The sequence below is a fragment of the Nocardioides sp. genome (assembly GCF_051876515.1).
In the GTDB taxonomy this organism is placed as follows: domain Bacteria; phylum Actinomycetota; class Actinomycetes; order Propionibacteriales; family Nocardioidaceae; genus Nocardioides.
In genome coordinates this window covers 1-5,213 of record NZ_JBJEHY010000232.1, presented here as the reverse complement: position 1 = coordinate 5,213, position 5,213 = coordinate 1, and the positions used below count along the sequence as shown (strand labels likewise).

General features: G+C 72.1%; 3 protein-coding genes and 1 tRNA gene. 2 read left to right on the top strand and 2 right to left on the bottom strand.

What is annotated here, in order from left to right:
* Positions 1-282 precede the first annotated feature (282 nt).
* Positions 283-356 (top strand) — tRNA-Ile (locus ACI379_RS16305).
* A gap of 21 nt (positions 357-377) precedes the next feature.
* Here ACI379_RS16305 and ACI379_RS16300 read toward each other — a convergent pair.
* Both ACI379_RS16300 and ACI379_RS16295 read right to left on the bottom strand, forming a co-directional pair.
* The gene (locus tag ACI379_RS16300) at positions 378-2,054 is read right to left on the bottom strand and encodes a phospholipase D family protein (protein WP_439793174.1); all 1,677 of its coding nucleotides are present in this window, start codon (positions 2,052-2,054) and stop codon (positions 378-380) included.
* Positions 2,051-3,487, bottom strand: coding sequence for a protein kinase domain-containing protein (locus tag ACI379_RS16295; protein ID WP_439793173.1), 1,437 nt, complete (start codon positions 3,485-3,487; stop codon positions 2,051-2,053). The genes ACI379_RS16300 and ACI379_RS16295 overlap by 4 nt, the downstream gene beginning before the upstream one ends.
* Positions 3,488-3,608: 121 nt before the next feature.
* On the opposite strand from ACI379_RS16295, the gene tyrS reads away from it, so the two are divergent.
* Complete coding sequence (gene tyrS, locus ACI379_RS16290) at positions 3,609-4,874, top strand: tyrosine--tRNA ligase (RefSeq protein WP_439793172.1); 1,266 nt, start codon at positions 3,609-3,611, stop codon at positions 4,872-4,874.
* The last annotated feature ends 339 nt before the right edge of the window (positions 4,875-5,213 follow it).

The window sequence follows — 5,213 nt, the reverse complement described above, 5'->3', positions numbered from 1 at the left end:
CCACCGGCCTTGCGCACGTCGGCGGCCAGCGCCGGAGTGAGGCCGTACGAGAACCGCTCCACCAGGTGGCGCTGCCCACCGGTGAGGAGCTTCTTCCTGGCGATCGCCACGCCGTTCCTCCTTGCCCGAGGCACACCGGGTGCGCCGGGGTGCGCACGCAGGATGGCACGGTCCAGACCACCCGCGCGGGGAAATGGCGCAGGACGTGCCGCGGCCCGCGGCGGCCCGCTCGCCCCGACCGCCCCGCGTCGGCGCGAGCGGGCCGGACGATAGGGTCCGCGTGGGCCGTTAGCTCAGTCGGTTAGAGCAGAGGACTCATAATCCTTGGGTCGCGGGTTCGAGCCCCGCACGGCCTACGACGCGTGCCGCGCGGCTCCTCAGAACTGCTTGCGCCACCGCATCCGCGCCGGCCGCCCGTCCGGGTCGTGCAGGAAGCGGTACATCGGCGCCGCCAGGGCCTGGCGCGGCAGTGACAGCCGTGGCTCCGGCAGACGCCTCAGCCGGCCCGGCGGCCGTGGCCCGACCCGGCCGCCCGCGTGCCAGGCGTCCAGGGCGTCGGCGGACGCGTTGAAGACGGCGAAGAGGTCCGCGGGGGCCACGCAGTCGGCCATGACGTCGAGCAGGTCGGCGTCCTCCATCGCGTCCAACGTCGTGAGGTGGTCGGGGTCGAGCCGGTCGAGGTGCTCGGCTGCCAGGGTGAGGCGCAGCCGTCGGGCGTAGCCGGCCCGCGCCTCGGCACCGTCGCCCTCGCCCACGGTCATGTCGACCACGGCCGCGGACAGTTCGGAGTCGTTGGTCCACGACCTGCGGCAGAAGTTGTCCGACCCGATCGAGGCCCACACGTCGTCGAGGACGCAGACCTTCGCGTGCACGTACACGGGCGTCCCGGCGTGGTTCTCCAGCCCGAAGAAGGCGACCCTGTCGGGCGCCGTCATCAGGACCCGCTGGACCCCGCGCAACCGGCCCAGCATCTGCGGGTCGCGCGCGAACCACCCCTCCTGGTCCGGGAACTGGGGCAGGACGGCGACCAGGTGCAGGTCCGGGTTGGCCTCGAGCGCCTCCACCAGGACGGTGCTCATCTCACCACCCCACAGGAACTGGTCCTCGATGTAGACCAGGTGCCTCGCCTGCTGCACCGCTCGCGTGTAGCCGCGGGCCACCGACCGCTCACCGTCGGGCGCGAAGTCGTAGGCCCACCCGGGCCCGAGACGGGGGAAGGTCCTCAGCAGCTGGACAGCGTGGTCCGTGTCGGGCACCGGCGGTGGTGGGGGAGCCTGCGGAGGGAGCGGGCGACGCTCCTCGTGCAGGTCGTCGGCGGAGTCTCGGAGGCGGCGCACGAAGCTGCGCGATGTGGGCGTCGAGTCCTCCCACCGCTCGCGGAACACCGTCTCCACGTCGTGCACGACGGGGCCGCGCAAGGCGACCTGCACGTCGTGCCACGGGGGTCGGTCGCCGTACTCCTCCGCGATCTCCTCGGCCTGCGGGTCGCCGCCGTGGTTGGCGTCGTCGCGCCGCCCGTGGCACAGGTCGATCCCGCCGACGAACGCCACGTCGCGTGCGGGGGAACCCGCGTACCGCACGACCACGAACTTCTGGTGGTGGGCACCGCCCCGGCGTACGCGCATGTCGAGGACCACGTCGGCGCCGCGCTCCTGCAGCTGCGACCCGAGGTCGCGGTGCTCCTCGTGGGAGTAGCCGAGCAGGCTCGGCTGCGAGCGCCACACCAGCGCCCGTACGTCCGCCCCACGGTCGACCGCGCGTCCGAGGACACCGACCAGCTCGCTGTCGGGGTCGTCGCTGAGGCGCTGGTCCGGGTTGCCCTGCCAGTCGGTGAACCAGACGAGATCGCCCTCACCGGTCGACTCGACCGCCTCCAGCAGCGCAGCGAAGTACGTGCTCCCGTGCACCAGGGGCCGCGCCAGGTTGCCGCGGGACCACGCCACACCGTCCTGGTGGGCCGCGTCGATGCGCGTGGCCGGGTTGCCGCGCCCGGTCCTGTCCAGCAACCAGGCGCTGAGGTCGGGCCGGCGGCGCGCCCGCTGACCGCCGCTCACCCCTCGCCCGCGATCCGGTAGCTGTCGTCGAGCCGCTCCAGCTGCAGGTTCACCCGCGAGGTCGACTTGCCGCCGTCCTTCATGTCGTACTTCACCGAGTACGACACCTCGAGGGTCTCCGCGTCGGCCTTGATGTTCAGCAGCGTGGCGTCGCGGACCGTCCGCCACCAGCCCAGGTAGCCCTCCAGCCCGCCGCTCTCGGCCTGGAACGCAGGCGTGAGGAGTCCGAACGCCTCCTCGGGGTCCGAGGTCACGGTCGCCAGGTAGTCGCCGATGAACGCCTCCATCGCGGCCTCGGTCGCGGCGGTGTCCGCCGCTGGGTCGTCGCTCGCCTGGTCGGTGGGGTCGGAGGCGGTCGGCGTCGTCCCGTTGGCGCTCGGGGTGTCCTTGACCGTCGAGCCGGCGCCGGGGTCCCCGTCACCGCTGAGTGCCATCGCGCCGAACACGACCGCCGCCACCAGCGCGCACGCGGCCAGCAGTGCCGGTACGACGTGGCGGCGCGGAGCAGGAGCCACGTCCGGCGTGGCCGCTCCCTCCGGGGCGCGCCCACCGACCGGTACCGGTTGGACCGCGGTGGCACCGGACGGGTGGTCGACCTGGGCCGCCGGGCGTCGCGCCGGAGCGGCGAGCGGCGAGGTGGCGAGTCGGTCCCGCTCCACCCGCAGTGCCGTCGCCACCTGCCGGGCCGTCCACCGGGCGGCGGGATCCTTGGTCATGGTGGCGTCCAGCACGGGACCGAGCCCCCCGGCGTCGCGCAGGCGGGGCGGCTCGTCCTGGGCGATCCGGAGCAGCCCGGTGACGAGGTTGTCGCCCAGGTCGTACGGCGGCTCGCCGGCCAGGGTGTGGAAGATCGTGGCGCCGAGAGCCCACAGGTCGCTGGCGGGCGTCGCGCTGGCGCCGGAGACGAGCTCGGGAGCGAGGTACGCGGGAGAACCGGTGACCAGACCGGTACGGGTCAGGGCCGCGTCGTCCTTGCCGCGGGCGATCCCGAAGTCGCCCAGCTTCGCGGAGCCGTCAGCGGCCACGAAGATGTTGCTCGGCTTCACGTCGCGGTGCACGATCCCACGCCGGTGGGCCTCGGCGAGCGCATCGGCCACCTGGGAGAGGAGCGCCGCGGTCCGCGCGGGGGACAGCCCGCCCTCGGCGCGGATGAGCTCGGCGAGCGTGCGGCCCTCCACGTACTCCATGACGAGCCACTGCACGCCGTCGTCGATGGCGAGGTCGTACACGGCGACGATGTTGCGGTGGCTCAGCGCCGCCGAGATCCGTGCCTCGCGGGCCGAGCGCTCCGCGTCGGGGGTGTTCGCCCCCGGGGCGATCCCCATGCGCTTGAGCGCCACGGGACGTCCGAGCACCTCGTCGGTGGCGAGATGGACAGCCCCCGAGCCGCCACGGCCCAGCTCGCGGACCAGCGTGTACCTACCTGCGATCACCTGACGCCCTTCCGTCGGTCGCGTTCTAGGCTAGTTGGCGGCCCCCACCGGATGTGCCGCGCGCACGGTCGCGCCCGTACGGTGGGTTCTCCGTGCACACCGCGAACGAAAGGCACCTGACGTGACTGCCCCCAACGTCCTCGACGAGCTGGAGTGGCGCGGCCTCATCGCCCACGCCACCGACCGCGACGCGCTCCGCGCTGCGCTGGGCGAGGGGAGCGTGCGGTTCTACGTGGGCTTCGACCCGACGGCGCCCAGCCTCCACATGGGCAACCTCGTGCAGGTGGTCACCGCTCGGCGTCTCCAGCAGTTCGGCCACACGCCGTTCATCCTGGTCGGCGGTGCCACGGGCATGATCGGCGATCCTCGCGACTCCGGCGAGCGCACCCTCAACGACCTCGACACGGTTAAGGACTGGACCGAGCGGGTCCGCGCCCAGGTGTCGGCGTTCGTCCACGCCGAGGGTGACAACGCGGCCACGATGGTCAACAACTACGACTGGACCGCGAGCCTGTCGACCATCGACTTCCTGCGGGACGTCGGGAAGCACTTCCCGGTCAACCGGATGCTGGCGCGCGACACCGTCAAGCGACGCCTGGAGTCGGGCATCAGCTTCACCGAGTTCTCGTACGTGCTGCTGCAGTCCATGGACTACCTCCACCTGCACCGCGACCACGGCGTCTCCCTGCAGTTCGGCGGCTCCGACCAGTGGGGCAACATCACGGCCGGCGCCGAGCTCACCCGCCGCGTCACCGGCGACCACGTCCACGCCTTCGCCACGCCGCTCATCACCAAGACCGACGGCACCAAGTACGGCAAGACCGAGGGTGGTGCCCTGTGGCTCGACCCGGAGATGATGTCGCCGTACGCGTTCCACCAGTTCTGGCTCAACGTGGAGGACGAGAAGGTGGGGGAGATGCTGCGCATCTTCACCTTCCTGTCCCGCGAGGAGATCGAGGACCTCGAGGCGCAGACGGCAGAGAAGCCGTTCCTGCGTGCCGGGCAGAAGCGTCTGGCCGACGAGGTGACCTCCCTTGTCCACGGTGAGGACGAGACGGAGCAGGCCAAGGCGGCGGCCGGGGCGCTCTTCGGCGGTGGAGACCTGACCGTGCTCCGGCCGGGGACGCTTGCCTCGGCCCTGCGCGAGGCAGGCACCACCCGCGTTGCTCGCGCCGACCTGGCCAGCGTCGTCGACGTCTTCGTCGCCGCCGGGCTGGCCAAGAGCAAGGGTGAGGCCCGGCGCACGGTGGCCGAGGGCGGCGCGTACGTCAACAACGTCCGCATCGAGGACCCGGAGCACCAGCTGGGCGATGGTGACCTCCTGGGTGGCCGGTGGCTCGTCCTGCGTCGTGGCAAGAAGAAGTTCGCCGGCGTCGAGGTCTCCTGAGCCGGCCCGCGGAGCCCGTTGCGGCCCCCGTACGACCCCACCAACGGGTCCGTACGGGGGCCGCACCCGTTCTGACCTGCGGAAACAGTGCTGTGCCCGCCGTCACACCGTTTCGATTTGCGCGTCTCGAGCGCCCCGGTCTAATGTTTTCCATGTCGCCGGGTGCGGCGGAGAGCAAGTCCGGATGAGGACGGGTTCTCGGCCCCGGCGTGACCACAACAGATCGGCCCCCAGGGGATCCGGTCGCCGGCCAAAGGCCCGGGTTTGCACTCGGGAATCAAGTTCGGTAAGTTTGTGCAGGTTGTCCCGAGAGGCCGCTGGTCTGGTGTTCCAGGTTGG